Source organism: Leptolyngbya sp. UWPOB_LEPTO1 (assembly GCF_017302695.1).
In the GTDB taxonomy this organism is placed as follows: domain Bacteria; phylum Cyanobacteriota; class Cyanobacteriia; order Leptolyngbyales; family Leptolyngbyaceae; genus Leptolyngbya; species Leptolyngbya boryana.
The window spans coordinates 251,057-271,801 of sequence record NZ_JAFLCJ010000005.1; the positions used below are offsets into that span (position 1 = coordinate 251,057).

Here is a 20,745-nt window from a genome sequence, read left to right on the forward strand (position 1 = left end):
ATCCATGAATACAGACCAGGTTTTTCAGCTTGTCGATCGCGTTTTGCCCTTTGAAGCGTGCCTCTTTCACCAGATTTTGCCCCTCTCGATCGAGGAGGGCAAACTTCATTTGGGGATGGTGATGTTAGATGATGTGGCTGCCCTAGAATACGCTCGACGCATGATCGGCTACCAAAATTACTCGCTTGTCCCTCAAAGCATTTCGTCAGAGGCGCATCATAAAACGCTCACGGCTTACTTAAACTACAATCAAACTCATCCCAAGACTGAACGATTCACCAAGGCTCCGGAACCCGAAAAGCCAAGTTCTCACGCTCAAGAACCGCTCCCCACTCCAGTGCTAGAACTCGAAAAGCCAAATCTTCACGAGAAAGAAACGCTAGTGCTTGAAGAAGATCCGGCTGAATTTGAAACCGAGCCGGAACCGAGCCAAGTTCCTATTTCTAATCTTTCCTCGAATCCATTGCCTGATTTAGCCGTCAGTACTCGATATTCAGAAGAACCGATCGCGCTGCTTAGCCAGCTTCCGCCCGCACGGCTGTTACAAGAATTACTTGGACGAGTGTTGTGTGAAGGTATTGGACGGCTGTACTTTGAGCGACAAGCAAGACATGGGCGCATTCTTTGGAGCCAAAATGGAATTTTACAGGCTTCGATCGAGGGTGTTCCTCTTCCCAAATTCCAAGCTTTATTAGACGAATTGAAAGAATTAACCCACCTTCCCCCGAAATTGGTGACTCAAGTTCGAGAAGTGGAAATTGAACGGCTCTATCAGCGCGATCGCGTTTTGCTACGACTGCGGCTGATGCCAACTGAAATGGGAGAGCAAGCAACCCTACAAGTATTACGTGGAGCCGCTTTGAAATTCCATCAACGCCAACAGGTCACGAACTTTAACCGCGACGCTCACACGATCGCTCAAAAACTCTACGAGAAAATGGATGAGTTGCTCAATGCTCAAGCGGCAAGTTCATTCATAACCGATCAATCTCAGTCCGATGTTGTGCCTGCACTCGATCAAGCGTTGCAAATCGTAGAGCAGCACCTCAGTCAACTCCGTACTCAAAATGGTCATAGATGAGCAGTACAGTTGAGCGATCGCACTTCCATCGCATCAGAAACATAGCAAGATCCGCCGAATCGATTCAAGATGGGTCGGATTTTTTCGATCGCGCCTTTCACCTGTTCCGGCGTACAAAATGCAATGATATAGGCCATATCAATTAGAGTGGCATCAGTTTCATTTGTGCCAGAAACCCCACTACTTTCAACATTTCGGATCACAGTGTAGCGATGAATTTCTGACTGTTTCAGGCTTTTGAGGATTTTAGGAAGCTCGATCGAATCTGAAAGAATCTCAATCCGTTTGACAGCGTGCATAGGTTTACCAAAGTAATGTAATTCCGTATTCGTACAGGGGAATGCCGAGCAAAATATTAAATGGAAATGTGATTGCAAGCGCAGCAGAAATGTAAAAGCTAGGATTCGCTTCAGGAACCGTGAGTCGCATCGCTGCGGGAACTGCAATATAAGATGCACTGGCACAAAGAACGGCAAATAAAAGTGCATCACCCGCAGAAAGCGCGATCGCTTTTGCTAAGAAAAGCCCGATCGTGGCATTCAACAAAGGAATCAACACGCCAAACGAAACCAGAAAGAAGCCCGACTTCTGTAAATCCTGGATTCGCTTTGCGGCGACCAATCCCATATCCAACAGGAAAAACGTCAGCACTCCGTAAAACATATCTTGAGTAAAAGGCTTCAACGTGTGCCAGCCCTGTTCGCCCGTGATAAATCCGATCGCAACACTGCCAATTAACAGAAAAACTGAGCCATTCAAGAATGCTTCTTGTAGGACTTCCGACCATTGAATCGATTCCGAATCCCCGCTGCGATCGGTAAACACATTCACTAAGATTAATCCAATAATGATTGCTGGCGACTCCATTAATGCTAACGCTGCAACCATATAGCCATCATATGGAATCTGCAATTGATCCAAAAATGAGCCAGCCGTAATAAAAGTAACGGCGCTAATCGAACCGTAAGTGGCTGCGATCGCGGCTGCATTGTAAGGATCTAAACGAGTTCTTAAAATAAAAAACGTATAGATCGGAACCAGAATTGACATGGAGATCGCGGCTGCCAATGTGATCACAATTGGCTGTGTAATTCCGCTTCTCGCTAGCTCGACACCGCCTTTAAACCCGATTGACAACAGCAAATAAAGCGAAAATAACTTTGGAATCGGTGCTGGAATGTCGAGGTCAGATTTCACCAACACTGCCAGCATTCCTAGAAAAAAGAACAAAACAGGCGGGTTGAGAAAATTGGAAATGATCAGGCTAAAATCCATTCAATTTTTCGATTGGGGTTGCCCGTATAGAATACCGCGTCCACTTGTTCCGACATAGACTCTGCCAAAATTTCAGCGATCGTCATCAAAGATTTTATGAAAAGCGCTAGCCGTCTCTAGATTGATCCCTCAGAATAGACTTATGCTTTCAGTCCTCTTGATTCTCGCGATCGCGCTTCTTCCGACGATTCTGACGTTTCTGCTCCGGCATCGACTGGAACTTCAAGCTCAAGAACGTCTCCAAGCCGCAATGGCAGCAGCCGAACGACAGCAGCTTCAATCTCTGCTACGACTTCCGCCTGATTATCATTATGTTGAAGGTGTGGGCGCGCTGATTGGCGATTTTACCTGCATTTATAATGCGCGATCGCCGTATATTCGCTGCGCGGTCAATCCCACAGGTCCTTGTGAAACATGCCGATTGTATGAATCGAAACTCTAGCCCGCTTCCCACGCCTCACAGTGGTTATCACTGGGATGGCAGTTCCCGCCGCTTTTTTGAGGGCTGGTACTACCGTGTAACGCTGCCTGAAATTGGGCAAACGTTTGCCTTTATGTATTCGATCGAAGATCCGCAAGGGGGGCAACCAACTAGCGGCGGCATGGCGCAAATTTTAGGCATTGATGACGAACATCTATGGCGCACTTTCTCGAATCCGCATGATTTCTGGGCAGCAAAAGATTGTCTGGCGCTTGGACATGCGAGACAGCCCACCGGATTGCTAGCTCCAGATCAGTTCGATCGCACGATTTCCGAAGGCTATCAGGCGACGAATACCTGGCATCAAGGTCGGCTGAAATCACCAGATGGCAAGTTTGCGGAATGGCAGTATTCAATTTCGCCGATTTACGGTTGGGGCGATCGTCAATCGACCGCTAGCTGGCTCTCTTCACTTCAGATTTTTGAACCGGGCTGGCAGATTCTCATGGCGCATGGGTATGCCACCGGATGGATCAATTGGAATGGGAAAGACTATAAATTTGTCAATGCTCCAGCATATGGAGAGAAGAATTGGGGTGGCGCATTTCCAAGTAAATGGTTTTGGCTAAACTGCAATGCTTTTGATAACGAACCAGATTTAGCACTCACAGCGGGTGGTGGGCGGCGCGGCGTGCTGTGGTGGATGGAGTCGGTTGCAATGGTCGGCATTCACTACCGAGGTCAATTTTACGAATTTGCGCCCTGGAATGCCGAGGTCAATTGGGTGATTCGTCCTTGGGGCTATTGGCGGATGGATGCGCGCACTCGGGATTATCGTGTGACGGTTATTGCGACAACTGATCTACCTGGAACTCCACTCCGCGCACCGACGATCGATGGAATGCAGTTTGTTTGTCGCGATACGATGCGAGGACAAGTGACGATCTCGCTATGGGATAAAAGCGATCGCTTAATTCTAGAAGCAACCAGTTCTCTCGCCGGACTTGAAACGGGCGGCTCACCGTGGGATGAGACTTGGGCTTCGGGATGCGGTCAAGTTTTCTAAAAGATTTCATGTGCATCTCAAAATTATCTTGCTATAATCTCGACTTATCCGGGGCTGTAGCTCAGCTGGATAGAGCGAGCGCCTCCTGAAACATCGGGCACCGTAGAGGAAACTCTGCGCGTGAATGTGGTCAAAGTCGGTGAACCCTAAAGGGTAAGCAAACCGTGGTCAAACTCCCAGTGATGGTTAGGGCAGAGAGCCACTAGATTGTTGAGGTCATTGATGATAGCAATAGGTGTGAGGTCTGAAAATTCCTGAATAGGTTTAATGTGGCAAACTTCGTAGTGTTTGTCATATTTACAGACAACACAGCATTTTGGTCTATTAGACTGGCGGTAAATATGTCTAGCGACTTGACGAACCCTAGCGGAATGCTGGTACTTCGCTCTTGCTTTCAGTTCGCTGAGAGTTAAGCGCGTCCAATCTACATATGAAGGGTTACAGTCATCGCAGGTAGTTCTTCTACCGAAAATCTGAATCCTACAATGTTTGCAGCTTTTTGCCTTTGCGGTTTTCTTCTTCGGAAATTTCCGATTGTTGAAGGAAGCAGCACACGAAAGACTACAAAATGCTGGATTGGTAGTTATGCGATCGCAATGTTTGCAATTCATGGGAATACCGAGCCAAGCCTAATCGAAAGTTAGGAAGGTGTAGAGACTAGACGATCACCACCTAAGAGCATTTTTGCTTAAGGTGAAGGTATAGTCCAGAGAGTGGGGAAACTCACACAAATCTGAAGCGCTAGGTCGAGGGTTCGAATCCCGCCAGTCCCGTTACATTTTAGTTCCATTGCATTCAAGGGCTTGCAGTTGGAGAAGCATCAGGTGTTGGAGCGTCAGATGTAGATGGAGTTGGGCTGCTTTGTTCAGGTGCAGTATTGTTTGGATCTGGGCTGGATTGAGTGTTTTCTGATTCTGGCGGAGCAGGATCTCCAGAATTAGGACTTGCTTTCGGAACCCGTTGAGGCTGAAACGGAGAGCCAGAACGGAAGAGAGAACGATCGCTAGAACCAACCCCGATCGCGCTCATCACCGCTGACTGGGTAACTCTCTCTCCAGCTGCGTTTTGAGCAGTCAAGGTCACAGTTTTACTTTCTCCTGCACGTAGCGTATAGGAGGTAGAACCATTCGGCTCAACATTTCCCAAACCAGGCAAAAGCTGGACATCGGTGCTACCTTGAACTGCCCAAGACACAACAATCTGTGCTGATTCTCCTTCTCGCACTGAAAAACTATGTGTAGGTTGACTGGTGGCAGGTACGCCATTGATCGAAAATGCCAGCGAAATTTGTGCAGGCTGTGCAGAGGGAAAGCTCGGTTCAAACTGAGGCTCATTACTTCCTGGCTTAATTGCGATCGCATTGGTTGTATATTCTGCGATCGGCACTTGAGCATCGGCTGCTGATTTTGAGAACAGCTTCAGCTTATATCTCAAAGTTCCCGCCTGATTTGAGACAAAGGGGATATTCTGACAAGTAATCGTCGTTGGAGTAGGAACTTGCTGGAGAGACGCAAACCACGGCAAATTGGGCAATGGCAACTGCCACAATGCAGAAGAATTATTTTTCGCAGCAGCAGTGCGACATCCCTGCTTCGAGTCAGCTTTGACTTTCAACTCTTGCGGAATCGAAGTTGAGAAATCATAGCGAACCGTCTGAACTTCTGCCCCTTCATTTAACTGGGAAATGACAACTCTACCAAGCCTTTCAGGATTGTTCAACTTCCAATTTAATCGCACGGTATCACTTTGCCCGGTCGCATTGAAACTCAAGATTTCTGGTGCTGCGATCGTGGGACGATTAAATCGATACAACACACCTAAGGCAAACAGAGCAGTTCCTGCTCCCATCAATGTCAAGAGAGCGAGCACCCATTTTGGTTGCGGGAGCCAAACTAGCTTGGATTGAGTCAAATAGCGAGAACCTGCATCGGCTAACCCATCCACTGGAATTAAAGTCACTCCAACAAGCGATCGCACTGGCTTTCCTCGGAGTGGACGCTGCCATGAATGATGAGGAAAAGCTTTTAATGTGATCGTCTTCTCCTGACTTGGTGCAAGTTTCAAAACGTTGTCTACTAAATCCGTTTCAACTCGAAATAGGTTGCGTGAATCTTTTACTTCAAGTCTCAAAGTTCGAGTCACATTGCCTCGATTCCGAACCATAAAATCGAAGATGGCAGATTGGTTCGGAATGGTTCGACTTTCAGGAGTCAACCGAATATCGAGATGCGTATCCGGTAACAACTGAATATAAATCACATCCAACATGACCAGATCCGGCGCACCCATTGAGATGAGTTGTAAGGTCGGAAAGTAATTTCCAATGGCTGCATCAGCGGGTGGATGCAATGTGAAGTGAATCTCTCCATTGGCTTGAGGATTCAGCGCCAGCTTCTCAGTCAGTTGAATAATTCCAGGGGCATCCTCAGTCGCTTGGCTTAGATACTCGATCGTGAACCAATTTGTCGGAAGTTCCGAACATTTTAAGAAAATTAGATCTGCACTCGCAGATTGATTCGTGACTTGAATCTTAAAAACGACAGATTTTCCCGGTTGAAGTTGATAGGGTGCTTCAGAAGTTGTTTCAGGCGCGATCGTGAAACTCAAAGCTTGCTTTAGCAGACGATGGCGCTGAGAAGGTTGTCTTTTCATCACGTGATTTCCTCCATGCTCAACGTCGAATCAGAAGCAATGCGGTTTAACTCTATTCCTACCAAAATCAAGTGAATCTGTCTCAAGAACATGGCATAACACCCGGAAATACGATCGCTAATTCTGTTTACAATAAATAGCCATACCATCAGGAACCATGCTAGGGATTGACATTCCGCACCTGAATTCCGATGACCCGTCTCCAAGCAGTTTCGTCATATAGATCCCACTTGTTATGAGCAACGATAACCTCAACCATTCTCGATCCGCTCCCGTCCAATCTCAAACCGAGCAGATCGAGAATGGTTCCACCTCGCTTGAGGGAAAGATGCTGAGTGGTAGAGAAGGACAATATGCTATTCAGCATCAACTTCAAACTCGTCCTGGCGTGCGAACTTATGCAGGTAAAGATTTACAGACACAAACTCCAGTCATTATCAAAGAGTACTACTCCTTCTGGTGGACGATTTCCGACATTCAGCAAATCGAATTACAACTTGAACAGCTAGAAGCGATCGACTTTCACAGTGGGGGCGTTCAAGACTTTCGACTATTGGTTCCTCAAGAAAGTATTGCGTCTTCAAAAGATCATCGTTGCTATTTAGTTCTGAAATCGCCCCAATATCGACCGCGATCGCTGCGAAGTTATCTAGAAACACAAGACTATCTCCCGCCGAAAGTCGTTCGCCATTTCCTCTCTCAAGTTTTACAAAGCCTCTGGTTTCTACATAGTCTGGCTCTTTATCTAGAAGACAGTGATGAGGTACAGAAAGGCATCGCTCACGGCAATTTAAACTTAGATAGCATTCTGATTGCGATTGATCCCGCGATTCAGAATACTCAAATTGCGCAATTTCAAGTGTATCTACAGGATTTACAACTGTGGGAAGCGGCAATTTGGCATACGACTCAACCTCAAAGCCAACCCGCCTTCAAAATCAAAAAACAAAAGGATTTGCAAGATCTGGGTAAAATTGCGGCTCAACTGTTGCTCGGAGAACTTGATCTCCCAGAAGCTTGGAATCCGCTAAACGATCCGCGTTGGCAAGACATCCCCCACGACCCCTTAAAGCAATTCATTCAACAACTGATTGGCTCAGAATCTTCCACTTTCTCTGGTGCAAAAGCAGCACGCAGTTGGCTGCTTTCAATTCCTGTTGACGTTGAAGCTTCTCCCACTCCATTCGAGGCAGATCCATTAACAGAAAGAAATTCGGTTCCCGAACTCGAAGAAGATATAGAAGAATCCGATGCCCCCCCGACTTATTTTAAGGTGGCATTCGCGATCGTCTTCTCTGCCCTCATTCTCAACATTGGTGTTCTCTGGATGAGAGGCGAACCTTTCAAAGCTCCAACGTTCAATCAGGTTGGAACCACCCGCTAATTCTCGATGGCTATTTCTTCTCTCGCCGCCCCTGAAATTGTTCAAAGAGCGGCATAAGACTGCCTAGCTGTTCTGCATCAGCGAGTGGACTGCACATTGTCAGAGTGCGTTCACACTTCACCAACTAACTCCCCTACAACTTCCGGTTTCAAATCCTGAACGTTATCCAAAACGATGTGCGCTCCTGCCTGCCTCAATGTCTCGCGATAATCATTCTTTCGTGTCTCCGTCTCCTGCACATGTGGCGGCAAAACGCCCACGGCAAACCACGATCGCGCATGATCTCTTTCCCTCGCCTGCGAGATCGTGTACATATCCGCCACCGTATCCCCGACATAAATCACCGGGCACTCACCACAATCCAATCGTTCTAGGGTCAAAAACAACCCCGTCGGATCTGGCTTGCCGGGTGCATCCTCCATCGCAATCAACACAGGCTCTACCAACTCCAATCGCTGCTCAAGCACATACCGAGCCGATCCCTGGGTTGCCCCACTAAAAAACCCCCAAGCGATCCCTGCCTTCGTCAGCGACTCCAAATAAGCGGCTTCTAGCAACAAAGGCTCCCCGCAAATGTATCCATTCCAGTTCACCGGATCTGTACCTCGATACCGAGACTGAAAAAATTGCACGATCGTCGAATACGCTAATGTCACTTGCTCGCGCGCCTGTCCTTGCGCCTCAAAATGCCGAAAAATTAACTCTTGTGACGCTTCCCAATCATTATTCCAGACCCCCTCGCCCTTCAGCGCATCAATCTCCTGTGACGATGGACGAAATGCCCCATCGGTAAAATGCTCCACCGTATCTGCCAATGCTCGCCGATACGACCCGCTGACATCTCGCACAACCCCATCAATATCGAATACCACAGCCACCACAGTTTTCATCCCCCAGAATTCTTCTCAAGAGATTTCTTATCATCTATCAAAACAGTACGGTAGAATAGCTGATCGTAGTAATTTACGCTTGGGACTGCGCTGGAGGTCGGATTTGACAAAGTTTATTCTAAAAGTTCTGTGGCTCGACGAAAACGTTGCGCTGGCAGTCGATCAAGTGGTTGGAAAAGGCACAAGCCCGCTCACCTCTTATTTCTTCTGGCCCCGGAACGACGCATGGGAACAACTCAAGACTGAATTAGAGAAAAAGCACTGGATCTCAGAAGTCGATCGCGTTGAATTGCTGAATAAAGCAACTGAAGTGATCAACTACTGGCAAGAAGAAGGCAAAAACCGCCCCATGGCGGAAGCCCAATCGAAATTCCCAGAAGTCACCTTCACGGGTAGCGCCTGAGCTGAGCTATCTCTAAACCTAGCTTTGTAAGAAAATAACTCCTAACTTCAATTTCGCAAGTTAGGAGTTATTTTTAGAAATCGCCGCAAATGCAACAATTCTGTCTATGATTCAGAAGAAGCTTGTGACAAAAGAATTGTGAGTTTTACAATGATTTGCTACCGTTTATTACAGAACCTTTACATATAGAGTTTCACAGCGCTGATTTCTCACGGTTATACACAATTTTAATTTAAGGCAGGTAGCTTCATGTCAATGACGATCGCCCCAGACCAGGTAGAGCGGATTGTATGGAACCAGCATCACGACCCCTTCGAGGTGCTTGGTCCTCATGCGATTGAGCAAGATGGTAAAACCGTCTGGGTCGTGAGAGCCTATCAGCCGAATGCAGATTCTGTTTCAGTCATCCTGCCTGAATCTCGCACCGAATACCCGATGCAATCGCTGCATCATCCGCATTTTTTTGAATGTACGATCGATGTGCCCGAACTCGCCAACTACCAACTTCGCCTCAAATCCGGCGATCGCGATCGCGTCATCTACGATCCCTACGCCTTCCGCTCTCCTTTCTTGACTGAATTCGACCTTCACCTCTTCACCGAAGGCAATCACCACCGCATCTACGAAAAACTCGGCGCACACCTGACGACCCAAAATGGGATCGCTGGAGTCTACTTTGCCGTCTGGGCACCTAACGCCCGCAACGTCTCTGTTCTCGGCGACTTCAACAACTGGGACGGACGACAACATCAAATGCGGCGTGGCTCGACCGGAGTATGGGAACTCTTCATTCCCGAACTGACTGTTGGCGCTCACTACAAGTACGAGATCAAAAACCAAAACGGTCACATCTACGAAAAATCCGATCCTCACGGTTTCCAACAAGAAGTCCGTCCCAAAACTGCCTCGATCGTGACTGATCTCGATGACTACACCTGGCACGACGAAGACTGGCTCGAAAAACGTCGCCATACTGACCCTTTAACCAACCCAGTCTCCGTCTACGAAGTGCATCTCGGCTCTTGGCTCCATGCCTCCTCTGCCGAACCTGCTCTTTTACCGAATGGCGAATCCTCTCCCCCTGTCATCGTCACCGACCTCAAGCCTGGGGCACGGTTCCTGACCTATCGCGAACTCGCAGACAAACTTATTCCTTACGTCAAGGAACTTGGCTTTACCCACATCGAACTCCTACCCATAGCCGAACATCCCTTCGACGGCTCGTGGGGTTACCAGGTCGTCGGACACTATGCCTGCACTTCCCGCTTCGGAACCCCCCAAGATTTCATGTATTTTGTTGATCAATGCCATCTCAACGGCATCGGTGTCATCGTTGATTGGGTTCCCGGTCACTTTCCCAAAGACGGACATGGACTTGCCTTCTTTGATGGAACTCACCTCTACGAGCATGCCGACCCCCGCAAAGGTGAACATAAAGAATGGGGCACTCTCGTCTTCAATTACGGTCGTAACGAAGTTCGCAACTATCTGGTTGCCAATGCACTCTTCTGGTTCGACAAATATCATATTGACGGAGTGCGAGTTGATGCTGTTGCCTCAATGCTCTACCTCGACTACTGCCGCAAAGACGGAGAATGGGTTGCAAACCAATACGGTGGACGCGAGAATATCGAAGCCGCGGATTTCCTGCGTCAGATGAATCATCTTCTCTTCAGCTACTTCCCGGGTGCATTATCGATCGCTGAAGAATCTACGTCTTGGCCGATGGTTTCCTGGCCAACCTACGTCGGCGGTCTAGGATTCAATCTCAAATGGAATATGGGCTGGATGCATGACATGTTGGACTACTTCCACATGGATCCCTGGTTCCGCCAATTTCATCAAAACAATCTAACGTTCAGTATTTGGTATCACCACAGCGAAAACTTCATGCTGGCGCTTTCCCATGATGAAGTCGTTCATGGCAAAAGTAATATGATCGGCAAAATGCCTGGAGACGAATGGCAAAAATTTGCCAATCTTCGCTGCCTCTATGGTTATATGTTTGCCCACCCTGGTAAAAAGACGCTATTCATGAGCATGGAATTTGCTCAATGGAACGAGTGGAATGTTTGGGGTGATCTAGACTGGCATCTCCTTCAATACGAACCCCATCGCAAACTCAAGCAATTTTTTACTGTTCTCAACTCTCTCTACCGATCTGAACCCTCTCTCTATGCCCAAGACTTTTCTGAAGCAGGCTTCGAGTGGATCGACTGTAGTGACAACCGTCACAGTGTAATATCTTTCATTCGCCGAGATAAAGATTCAGGCGATTTCATCGTCGCGGTTTGCAACTTTACTCCTCAACCTCACAGTCACTATCGAGTCGGTGTGCCTGAAGCGGGATTCTACACTGAACTCTTAAATACTGACGCTCGTGATTTTGGCGGAAGCAATATGGGGAATCTAGGCGGTAAATGGTCAGACGAATGGGCTTATCATAATCACCCTTATTCAATCGATCTCTGTCTTCCACCCCTATCTACCCTGATTCTTAAACTCGATCGCCAAAAATCACGAACCCTAAGCTCCTGATAAACAGCTCATTCACAAGGGTTTCCTTGCCGATTGGGACGATTCTCTCCTAACCGAGTCGTCCCAAGTAAGTTAGAAACAAATACGCAGCGTTTGCGTGATCCACCAGATATAGGCAACAGTGTTACACGTCCACCGAGTCGCCCATTCGCTGCTGACAACTCACCACGATGATTGAAGACCATCTTGTAGACATTGCCATCTTTGATCAATGTGGTGTCTGCATCCGCAAGCGAGAGCTTGACACCATGATTAAGAGTCTGCCAAGTTTGTGCCATAGGACTGGAATTCGCCGGATGTATCGCCCATTCAACCGGATAGTCTTGCCGCTTAAAACTTATTTGGTAATCAATATGCTTCTGTTTGGCTGTACTCTGTGCTTGCCGAAAAATGCTTTCTACCTGACTTTGTGCTGAGGTTAACTGTTGATTGCTCAGCCATGCCAGAAAAGCTGGTACTCCAATTACAGCCAGAATGCCAGAAATTGCTAGGGCGACACCTGCTTCAATCAGTGTAAACCCACGCCTAGAAATCTGATTTCTACTCTTCATGAAAGCAACTTAATTCTTAATATCTTGAAGTCCATCTAAATCCAGGCGAGTTACCTAAATAACTGCCTGCAAATTCTTCTAATATTTATTCACGATGTTCTATTAGGTGGACACTCGCTGTCTGATGCTTCTTCCGCTGCGCCTAGTAAGGTTGTGACCTTAACACAGCGCCTTGGATTTGCGCTGCGAGTTGTTCCAATCGTGACTGTATAGAGCGGTTGATCTGCCGCTGGCACTGGTAGGTTAGTCGTAATCACACCGCCATAGATATTAAATATTAATGGAGGTGGAGAAGCAAAATTGCCCTGCGCTACTGAAAGTCTGAGTGTAGAAGCATCTCCTAGATTTTCCCATGCGGTAATTTTTGTACGATCGACCACCGGAGCGCTCGTGTCGGAAATAGGGATAATCGCATATCTCAGTGATTGCCCAATTCGATTCTCAAACACGACCGCTTGAGCTACTTTTGTACGACTCGCTTTAGATTGAGCGTTACGAATTGCTTGAGAAACCTGCGCTCGAGCAGCACTGACGCGCTGTTGGTTCACAAAGGCTGACCAGCTTGGTACAGCGATCGCGAACAATATGCCAGTGATGATGATGACAACTAAAACTTCAATCAATGTAAATCCATCTGTACTCGATCGTGAATTCAACAAGCTTCGCCTTTTCATAACATTAAGCACCATTGTAGTGAGGGAACTATTCTGTTTTACTCGTTACACCACGAGTCAGCACACGGGTTTCCAAAGAGACGGGCATAACAGGACGGGTTAGATTCACCCCTGCAATACCGGGTCTACCAACAGCATCACCTTGAATCCGGATGACCACTTCCTGGTTGAGTGTGCCTCTATCGTCCGTTCCTTTCACATAAACGTAAAACCCACGTGGCGGTTCATTACTTGCTGAAGCTCCTCGCTTCGGAGTTAACTGATATCCCTGTATCTCAAAGGGCTGTGCCTTATTACCTGCAGCGTCATATAGTCCAATTTGATCAACAAAATCTGTAAGAACAAGACTCGTGCCATCAGGTCTCTGAGTCTCTTTGTCTTGTAGAGATACAGGCGTGGATGTTGTCATTGTGGATTTATCGAGTGGCCAAGCAACGAAATCCGTTTCTTTGCGAATCGGATCTATCCATCCCCTAGTGGTCTGAGGAGGAATTTGAGTACCACCTTGGGTGGTGAATTGCGGTAACTCATAGCGCCTAATCCTAGCTCGACCGAGGACACCTGTTGTCTGCTCCGAATTTAAAGAGTAAACGACAAGACTGTACATTCTCCCTGAGAGGCAAGGAACTCCCTGGATTGCTGCTGGAAGAGTCTGTGGATTGGCAAAACTATCAGCATTACTTTGACAACGATCTTTCAATACTTGCGGCAATGGGTCAACTCGCCAAAATGCTAATACCGGAGTATTACGAGAGTTCTCAGAAATACTTGTGGGTAAATACTTCCTCAACCCAGGACATGCCAAAGCTGCAGAGCCATCAAGCAGGCAGTTACCATCATAAACATAAACTGCCTCTCGTACGTCTCGTGCAATGTAGTCAATGGCCGCCTGCAAATCCCTTTGTGTATCGCTTCGAGCAGCTTCTCGCAGATTAGCCTGAATGAGTTGAACAACAAGAATCAGCAGCCCAGCCGAAATTATTCCCCCAATCACCATTGCAACGAGAAGTTCTAGCAATGTGAACCCACTAGCTTTAGTTTGAGGATAGACCAAGTGCAACCAAGTACGCCGTTGAAAAAAAGCTCTAGACATAATGTAACGATACAGTTGTGATAATTTCTAGCAAGCGCCTGTGGTTAGACCAGCTTCTGGCTGGCACAGTTTGTGATAAAGCTCCAGATTCCTGCCGTCAGTACTTCGGACAATCGTTGAATACAAGACTGCTAAGGGGCGATTAAGTTGATTGCCCAATCCATTTGTTGCTCGTAGTGAAGCTGGCTCAGTTTTACCTTTTCCGCTAATCAATACTGGTTCTGCCACAGCTGCATATACGCGAACTCCCATGACAAATGCAGAAAGATTCTGATCAGCGTTACCTTGGAACCGATTTCCGTCTTGATCTAAACCTTGGCTACGGAAAGTTTGCATTAGGTAATCTGCTTGACAATCGCCATTGGTGTCGATTCGGATGAAAGCATTGACTGGACGGGATGAGGTGCCGTTTAAAGTGGCTACATCATTACCAGTAGTTCCAGTTCCACAATCGCGAATCGACACTACCTTGTCGCCTGAAGCTTTAGCATTAGGTGCAGCAGGAAAATTGCCTGAAGTTTGATTTCTCACATCTGTCTCTGTTGCGCCCGTTGAATAAGGAGGAAGTAGATTAAATTGAGAAGCTCTCACTTCATTTCGCTCTACTAAGGTGCGAACTCGATCGATTTCCCCTTGAGCAAGTTTGAGGGATTGCTCTGCGCGCTGAGTCTGAACACGTGTTGCAACGGCCCAAAAGATTGGAGGGGAGATGCTCACAACAGTAATTGAAATAATTACGATTGCAAGCAGTCCTTCAATCAGAGTCAAACCTTGCTCTGTCCTAGACAGTTGTGGGTTGTTTTGATACGCTCCTAGCCTTTGCTTGAATTGTGCAGAGGTAAATGACCACGGTTTTATAAATTGATGGTTCGGCATTCAGTCTCTCCTCTATTTAGGACAGTTCGTTGAAAGGCTAAAAGCCGTTTTTGCCGCTTCGCACAGAGAGGTGATGTAAGGATCGTTTGCAGGCGGCTCGACGTAGAACTCACTGCGATTCTTACTTGAACTTACGAATCGAGATGCTGCTGGACCTGCAGCACTCAACTGAAGCCCTACATCATAACCCCAATAACGTGGTGGAGCGTTGTAGTAATTGATGTTTTCATCTCCTCTGTTGGTTGTATCTCCCGGTTCCAAGTTCTCAAGTTCATAGGGGGCAGTAGCATAGTTCGTATATTGGAGTTGAATGAAAGATCCTGCAAAATGCATTGCCTGTCCTCCCCAATTCTCTAAAAATCGGGGGAAGTTGTGTAGTCCTCCATATCCTTGCTGTGGGCGAGAAGGGCTAATGCCGCTCACAATAATCGAATTGACTCGAGAAGGGGTTGCAGTAACAGTTCTTCTATTTCCACCACTATTACCATAGGCAGAGTATGGATTAGAAAATGCAATATTGTACGGCACAGGTGGAAGCAGTTCGTCCCGTCTGAGACCTGCTGGATTTGTTGAACGCTGAGGTGGAGTTTCTTCTGGGCGTGATGCGTCTAGTGAACTACTAGTCTTATCTCTAGGACGAGCTACGAGAGGCTGACCCGTACGAGAGATCTTAATTGGAGCGGCGAAATCAACCCAGCTACCCTCTGCATAGTTGTTAGAACTGCTTCGACGAGGGGCTGTTGCATTATATCGAGAGTTCTCCCGCACCCAGTCCCATCCGGTATTACGGTTACCGTCTACCTTATTACCATTATTGTCTGCAGGATTACCCAATCTGGTTGAAGGACGATTTTGATTGTGAAAAGAGGTGAAATTTGCAGTTCGACACCCAGGATCAAATAGCCCTCTACTCGGCTGATGATAGTATGAGCGACTTGCGCTTGGGTTACCAAAATCAGAGATGCTACTAAAATCTGGAACCGGATAGGCATTACTTGCGAAGCCGGATGTATTGATGGCGCTTCCATTGAACTGCACAAACATATCAGAAATGGTGCCGTCGCAGAAGTTGTTTGACAGGATTGAAATACTATCTGCTAGGACTTCTGATGGTCGCCAACGATCGCTGCTGGGTACTGCGAACTTGGTATCACGTCTAGTAGCGTTGTTTCGATCGCCAGTGTAAAAATCGGTGCCGTTATATGCTCTACTATCTGGCAGCAGTTGCGTAAATTCTTCTAGCCGAGTGCCAATTGTGTCATCTGTGCCATCCTGATGTAAGTTGAAATCGCCCTGAATGTACGCAGGTTGATCTGTAAAGAAAGATAATCCGCGATTGTTGTCTACTGCATCTACAATGACTCCCTCAAAACTTCGATTTCGCATCAGTTGCGCGCCATTTCGTAAGCGGAACCCGTGGATACGACGATCGGGATCAGGATATTCATCAATTGCTTTGGTTGATATACCATTGCTTCCAACCTGTGGATCAACAGGTGCAGCAGGATTACGTACATCCATTTTACAACTCGTTCCTGAGCAGCGTGGTCGAGAGATGGCATCTTCTCGAACTGCATCCTCACGAAAGCCATAAACGATGCCACTTAGCGGCAGCCAAGTATTGTTCTTTGAACCAAATCTTGTACTCCGAAGCATCCCCAAATCAATGTCTAAGGATCTTGTGAGCATGAGCTGACGACCATCGAAGAAGGCACGATCGAGGAAAGGAATCGCGATTCTATCTAACTCGTTCACATTCCCTTCTTTAGGAATCAGGATGAGATTTGTTGAGTAATTCGCTCTAGTATTGCTAACGGCACTGTCAAAGGGTCGAACACTGCCGGGTGCAAGATAGGGGATTTGCCACTCATCTAGTCTTCTAGGGGTTAGAGCGACATCTGCAACAGAGTAATCCTCAATCGGAAAGACTGGCTGGTTTTCAATAGGTCTCCGACTGAGAAGACTGCCAGGTGATGTTGCTGAGAAAGGGACACTTGGATACCCTGCTCTTCCTGGAGCTTTTGTGTCGCTGATCCGTTTGAACTGAGACTTCATGCTTTCAAGGTAATCATCAAGGTAATCATCCCGTCTAGCCGAGTTTGGAGGCTCGCTCAGAGGAGCCTCTCCATTTCCAATGTAAGGTTCTTGAAGAGGTTGTCCGTGGTACGTATCTTTTTCTCCATAGCGATCATGATTTACTTCTGGAAACAGGTAGTAAAGCGATGGAAACTTGGGTAGAACGGTATTTCCACGATCGCTAATTGTTCCACAAAGTCGTGAAAGAGCCAGCCTATATTGAGAAAAACGAGTTCGTGTACGATCGTCAGATGAACGAAAATAAGTAGGGAAATCTTCAGGTGGAGCAGAACTCAGCTTGCCCTCGGCTAGAACAGTTGAGGCTTTCTGCTGAATTGAGGAAGGAATGCGATCAATGCTGAGAGGTAGGTCATCACCATTCAGCGTAAATTGATCGGGGTCGCAAGCCGTAGGCAAGCTTTGGAATGGATTACTGGGAGCATCTGGGTCTGCCACAGAATCTGGAGTGATGATGGCATATTCTCCAAATATCGTTGATTCTCGGAATCCAAAGGTACGATCGCGGCGGATTTGATGATTCAGCATAATCATTTCTGCCATACGCATCTCGTCCATGAATTGTTGACTATCAGGCGCAAGATTTTTGCCGCTTGAAGACAGTAGATATGCGCGTAACGCCCCAATAAAGGCTTCGGGTGGAACCTCTTGATAATCTTTGAGGCGATATTGTGCACGAAAGGGAGGATTGGAAGGCTGTGGCGTTGCTGGCGCTGCTGGCGTTGCTGAATAGTTATAAGTTCTCAGGCGCTCTTGAGGAAGAACTTCTGGATTACTGGTCAAGGGTCTGCCATCACCGCTTACGATAGTGCCATCCATGAGCAGCCGTAGATCATCTGCTAGCACTGCCATCAACCTTCTAGTAGATCCAGAAAGCGCTCTATCATTTGCCGGATTGCTAGGATCAAATTTCTGGATTTCGTTAATGTTGTAAGCCAACATCCCGATCGTGCAAGCTGCTGTCTGTAGATAAGTCTTATCAGCGATGCTGAGTTTGTCATATCCTTTGGTAGCAACATCAGCCAGTGCCCGTTTCAAGCTTGAGTAATCTCCCCACATCGACAGTTTTGGATAGGGGTGAATGATTGTGTCGTTTGGCGTTGGCGGAAATGCTCCAGTTTTTGGATTGCCGTTGGCATCTTTTTCATTTGGGTTGTAATCGCCTGCAAAATTTGCGAGGTTATCTAGTGCCTTACGGAGGGGACTATCTGTATTCTCGATCGCAGCTTTGAAGTTGCTAGCGTTTCCGGCTGGTGTATTAAATTCCCAACCATTTGTGCCGACACCTGTAAAGAAGTTGGTTAAGAGAGAGCCATCCGTTGCATTGTCTGTACCCTTGAAGTTAAAGGATTTAAAGGTCAGCGACTGGCGAAGAGTGAGTAGTGTTCCAGGATGGACAGTTGTCGCAAGACATGCGACAGGATAATCCTTCTCATCAGATTCAGAATGATAGATAGCAGTACTTTGGACAGCAGATAAATTATCTCGCAAAGTACGACGATGCAAAGCGATATGGGAAGTCTGTCCAACTGCCGTAGTTGATGCAGAAGTTACAGGGTAGGGTTTAACCGTTGGTGGATAAAGTGGATCACCTTCATGCTCGTATACATTCTGGTCGATAAATCTACCAGGATCACCACTCGGACTGCCAACATAGCCATCATTGTTCTTGTCTTCTGGAGCGTACCACGTGAATAGGTTACCAAGTTCTAGACGCTGTCCAACGAGAATCCGCATCCCTACAGCACGTGCTCGCCGTTCCCAGTAGCCATCTAGACCTAAGTTAGAAGCTTCTTTGTCAATCGCATCTGCTTCACTCTTAAGCAGGGCTGCATTTGAATCATCAGGCGGGATAGGCTTACCGTAATCTCCAGGTGGAATCGTGATATCTTTTCCATATCTAGGTTTCGGTCCCCAGCGATCATCAGCACGATATAGGTCATCTACATAAGGAGCAGGTTGGGTGCTCGCGTAGATGCGCTGATCTAGCTTCTGTGGAGGACTATGCTTAGAGATACCGAAATCAGGAAGACTCTGTTTGGCAGTATTCAAGTTAGCGCCTCGATTGGTTCGATCCGTCGCTGACATGCTTCTGTATCCGTCTTCTAAAAGCACAACTTCGGGATCGAGAGTGATATTAAATGGATTGGTAGCCTTACTGGAGCTTGTACCCACTTCTAGCGTTGCCCAATTTCGATTATCTTGGGGTTGATTGCTATGAAGGTGAATCGTCGCGCTGCCGTTTTGATTTCCATCTTTTACCATTCCAGATGTCACTAGACCCAATAGATTTCGGTTCGTTTCCCCTGGTTGTGTTGGTCTTGTGTCAGTGACCGTAATCTCTGAAGAGTCAGGATAGTATAGGCAGGATGCAGGTGAGCTAATTAGATAGGCAGAAAAGTTGGTTCCCCCAACGATAAGACTCCCTTCGGTGTGCATTGCACCATTCCAATTAAATGTAGCGCCAGGGTGAATCTCTAAATCGTGACGAAACCAGGCTCCCCACTTGTTGCCACGATTCATTTGGCGATCTTGAGTAAATTCTAAAGTCGCTTTTGTGTCTTTTGAATTTCCTGGAATGACCAGCGCATCAACTTGAAAATTTTTACGGAGAATAGCAGTGGACACCTTATCATCAAACCATCCGTCTGGCCCTGTCGCTTTGCCGCCTCTCTCGCTGATGTTACATCCTAGTGCTCCGTCAACACTGAGGGGGGCTTGTCGCACATACATTGCCTTCGCTTTGTCCTCATCTTTCATTTTTAACAAGCGAGTGGCAATTTTTTCAGTTTTTGTATTGCTTCCTGTCCCTGTGGTCTGTGTTGGAGGGGTGTTTAAAATGATTGAGTAAATTGTGGTGGAATCTTTAGACGGATCAATCTTGCCATCTCCATCCGTATCCGTTTGAAAAGCCCACATATTTTGAGCTTTGCCATCTTTGAAGATCCGACGTTCATCCGGAAAAGTGTATGGATCGATCGTGGCTTTACCATCTTTATCTCTTAGCCGAATGCTGCCAAAAGCTCCGCCCTGACGATCCTGTCCGTTGTTGAGCAGCATTGCTTCCAAAGTGTCTTGTGCAGGCACACCACTGGGGAGTCGAGAATCTTTTGTAGAGTCAAAGAGGTACTCAAGTTTGGAGCGAGCGCGATCAATTGCTGGAGTTGCAGCGTTATAGATAACGCGTTGTTGTGCTTCTCCAATCACCTGGATATTGCGATTATAGGCACGGAACGTCAGTGCTCCGACAGTGAGCGCTACGACCAAAATCAACAGAACTGTTGTTGGCAAGATAAAGCCTGCTGTTGAGAGGTTGCCTCGCCGTTGATATCGCAGAACATAGCGGAGAAGGCGATGAACAAAGGTCTTTGTAATCTTGCGGTAGAGACTTCCAAGACGGTGAAAGAAACCCTGGAGATTAAGTTTGTGATTTGACATAGCTGCTGAGTTGGCAGAAAAAAGTGACGATCGTGCGGTACTCGATCGGAAGGGGAATTCACGATCGCAGATGAGCATTCACAGGGGCAACTAATGCTAAATCGACGAAACCTACTAGTTAGATATCGTCCAATATTTGCCCGTGGAATAGTCAAGTCAGAGCTTTGTAACTTTGTCAAAACTCTATACTTTGGTGGAGCTTTCTCTACTGTCTTCATAATTGAAAGCAGAGTCAACCGAGAAGACACGCGCTCAAATCGAACGAAGTTGAGACAGTTCCGATAAGCTACGGAAAAACTCAGATAAGCC

16 protein-coding genes are annotated in these 20,745 nt (G+C 47.1%); 6 read left to right on the forward strand and 10 right to left on the reverse strand.

Annotated features, from left to right (window positions below):
- Window positions 1-4 precede the first annotated feature (4 nt).
- On the forward strand, window positions 5-1,081 hold the full coding sequence (locus J0L70_RS10530) for a GspE/PulE/PilB domain-containing protein (protein WP_287454435.1): 1,077 nt from the start codon (window positions 5-7) through the stop codon (window positions 1,079-1,081).
- Here the strand turns inward: J0L70_RS10530 and J0L70_RS10535 are convergent.
- The gene (locus tag J0L70_RS10535; RefSeq protein ID WP_017286421.1) at window positions 1,072-1,380 is read right to left on the reverse strand and encodes a P-II family nitrogen regulator; all 309 of its coding nucleotides are present in this window, start codon (window positions 1,378-1,380) and stop codon (window positions 1,072-1,074) included. The two genes, J0L70_RS10530 and J0L70_RS10535, sit on opposite strands and share 10 nt — an antisense overlap.
- Before the next feature lie 4 nt (window positions 1,381-1,384).
- A complete protein-coding gene (locus J0L70_RS10540; RefSeq protein WP_287454437.1) occupies window positions 1,385-2,356 on the reverse strand; it encodes a sodium-dependent bicarbonate transport family permease in 972 nt (323 codons plus the stop codon).
- 142 nt (window positions 2,357-2,498) lie between these two features.
- Here J0L70_RS10540 and J0L70_RS10545 point away from each other — a divergent pair, with 142 nt between their 5' ends.
- Both J0L70_RS10545 and J0L70_RS10550 read left to right on the forward strand, forming a co-directional pair.
- The gene (locus J0L70_RS10545; RefSeq protein ID WP_017286423.1) at window positions 2,499-2,798 is read left to right on the forward strand and encodes a DUF6464 family protein; all 300 of its coding nucleotides are present in this window, start codon (window positions 2,499-2,501) and stop codon (window positions 2,796-2,798) included.
- Complete coding sequence (locus J0L70_RS10550; protein ID WP_287454439.1) at window positions 2,782-3,843, forward strand: tocopherol cyclase family protein; 1,062 nt, start codon at window positions 2,782-2,784, stop codon at window positions 3,841-3,843. The genes J0L70_RS10545 and J0L70_RS10550 overlap by 17 nt, the downstream gene beginning before the upstream one ends.
- A 146-nt stretch (window positions 3,844-3,989) precedes the next feature.
- On the opposite strand, the gene J0L70_RS31975 is transcribed toward J0L70_RS10550, so the two are convergent.
- Window positions 3,990-4,454: an HNH endonuclease signature motif containing protein gene (locus J0L70_RS31975; RefSeq protein ID WP_353736630.1), complete on the reverse strand. Its 465-nt coding sequence runs from the start codon at window positions 4,452-4,454 to the stop codon at window positions 3,990-3,992.
- A gap of 184 nt (window positions 4,455-4,638) precedes the next feature.
- Window positions 4,639-6,495 carry a hypothetical protein gene (locus J0L70_RS10555; protein WP_287454441.1) on the reverse strand — a complete coding sequence of 619 codons (1,857 nt, stop codon included), beginning with the start codon at window positions 6,493-6,495 and terminating at the stop codon, window positions 4,639-4,641.
- A 235-nt stretch (window positions 6,496-6,730) separates the two neighbouring features.
- On the opposite strand from J0L70_RS10555, the gene J0L70_RS10560 reads away from it, so the two are divergent.
- A complete protein-coding gene (locus J0L70_RS10560) occupies window positions 6,731-7,879 on the forward strand; it encodes a protein kinase family protein (RefSeq protein ID WP_287454443.1) in 1,149 nt (382 codons plus the stop codon).
- Window positions 7,880-7,989: 110 nt separating this feature from the next.
- Here the strand turns inward: J0L70_RS10560 and J0L70_RS10565 are convergent, their stop codons facing one another.
- Entirely contained in the window at window positions 7,990-8,769 is a 780-nt protein-coding gene (locus J0L70_RS10565) for a TIGR01548 family HAD-type hydrolase (protein WP_268183435.1), read from the reverse strand.
- Window positions 8,770-8,824: 55 nt separating this feature from the next.
- Between J0L70_RS10565 and J0L70_RS10570 the strand changes: the two genes are divergently transcribed.
- Complete coding sequence (locus tag J0L70_RS10570) at window positions 8,825-9,172, forward strand: 30S ribosomal protein PSRP-3 (RefSeq protein WP_071596143.1); 348 nt, start codon at window positions 8,825-8,827, stop codon at window positions 9,170-9,172.
- Window positions 9,173-9,421: 249 nt separating this feature from the next.
- A complete protein-coding gene (gene glgB, locus J0L70_RS10575) occupies window positions 9,422-11,710 on the forward strand; it encodes a 1,4-alpha-glucan branching enzyme (RefSeq protein ID WP_287454444.1) in 2,289 nt (762 codons plus the stop codon).
- An 8-nt stretch (window positions 11,711-11,718) separates the two neighbouring features.
- Here the strand turns inward: glgB and J0L70_RS10580 are convergent, their stop codons facing one another.
- The 5 genes from J0L70_RS10580 to hpsA form a co-directional block, all read right to left on the reverse strand.
- Entirely contained in the window at window positions 11,719-12,261 is a 543-nt protein-coding gene (locus J0L70_RS10580) for a pilus assembly FimT family protein (protein ID WP_287454445.1), read from the reverse strand.
- Window positions 12,262-12,350: 89 nt separating this feature from the next.
- The gene (locus J0L70_RS10585; RefSeq protein ID WP_287454447.1) at window positions 12,351-12,935 is read right to left on the reverse strand and encodes a prepilin-type N-terminal cleavage/methylation domain-containing protein; all 585 of its coding nucleotides are present in this window, start codon (window positions 12,933-12,935) and stop codon (window positions 12,351-12,353) included.
- Window positions 12,936-12,963: 28 nt separating this feature from the next.
- Window positions 12,964-14,028, reverse strand: a complete 1,065-nt coding sequence (locus J0L70_RS10590; RefSeq protein ID WP_287454449.1) for a PulJ/GspJ family protein — start codon at window positions 14,026-14,028, stop codon at window positions 12,964-12,966.
- A gap of 27 nt (window positions 14,029-14,055) precedes the next feature.
- Complete coding sequence (locus tag J0L70_RS10595; protein ID WP_287454451.1) at window positions 14,056-14,904, reverse strand: type IV pilus modification PilV family protein; 849 nt, start codon at window positions 14,902-14,904, stop codon at window positions 14,056-14,058.
- A gap of 12 nt (window positions 14,905-14,916) precedes the next feature.
- Complete coding sequence (gene hpsA, locus J0L70_RS10600; RefSeq protein WP_287454453.1) at window positions 14,917-20,436, reverse strand: hormogonium polysaccharide biosynthesis protein HpsA; 5,520 nt, start codon at window positions 20,434-20,436, stop codon at window positions 14,917-14,919.
- Between the last annotated feature and the right edge of the window lie 309 nt (window positions 20,437-20,745).